Genomic DNA, 680 nt, shown 5'->3' with positions numbered 1-680 from the left:
GTGCCGCGTGAGGTCGACGGCCGGATCCGGTTGGACTGGGAGTCGCTGTCGCAACGCGTCCATCCGGCGGCCAGCCGCGTGACCATGCTCGCCGAGCAGACGCCGGCGGCGTTCATCGCGTTCGATCTGCTCGCCCTCGGCGACGACGATCTCACGGGGCGCGCGTTCAGCGAGCGTCGCGCCGCGCTGGTCGACGCGCTGGGCCCCGGCCCGTCGTTTCACGTCACGCCGGCCACGACCGACATCGCGACGGCACAACGCTGGTTCGACGAGTTCGAAGGGGCAGGTCTGGACGGGGTGATCGCCAAACCGCTCGAGGGCACCTATCAACCGGACAAACGCGTCATGTTCAAGATCAAGCACGAGCGCACGGCCGACTGTGTGGTGGCCGGCTACCGCGTCCACAAATCCGCGGACGACGCCATCGGCTCGCTGCTGCTCGGGCTCTATCAGGACGATGGCACGCTCGCGTCCGTCGGCGTCATCGGAGCCTTCCCGATGCCTACCCGCCGAAAACTGTTCGACGAATTACAGCCGCTGGTCACGAGTTTCGAGCAGCACCCGTGGAACTGGGCCGCCCAGGTGGCCGCCGACCCGGATGCGGCCCGCAGATATGGCGGCGGGTCACGCTGGAACGCCGGCAAGGATCTGTCGTTCGTACCGCTGCGGCCCGAGCGGGT

General features: G+C 68.4%; 1 protein-coding gene. It reads left to right on the top strand.

Annotated elements, in window-relative coordinates; genetic code table 11:
• Positions 1–680, top strand: a 680-nt coding sequence (locus A5740_RS19125; protein ID WP_139335225.1) for an ATP-dependent DNA ligase, incomplete at both ends; no start/stop codon positions are given.

Source organism: Mycobacterium sp. GA-1841, assembly GCF_001954135.1.
Taxonomy (GTDB): domain Bacteria; phylum Actinomycetota; class Actinomycetes; order Mycobacteriales; family Mycobacteriaceae; genus Mycobacterium.
The sequence above is the reverse complement of the archived record's forward strand: the minus strand, read 5'-3'. Positions and strand labels throughout refer to the sequence as shown.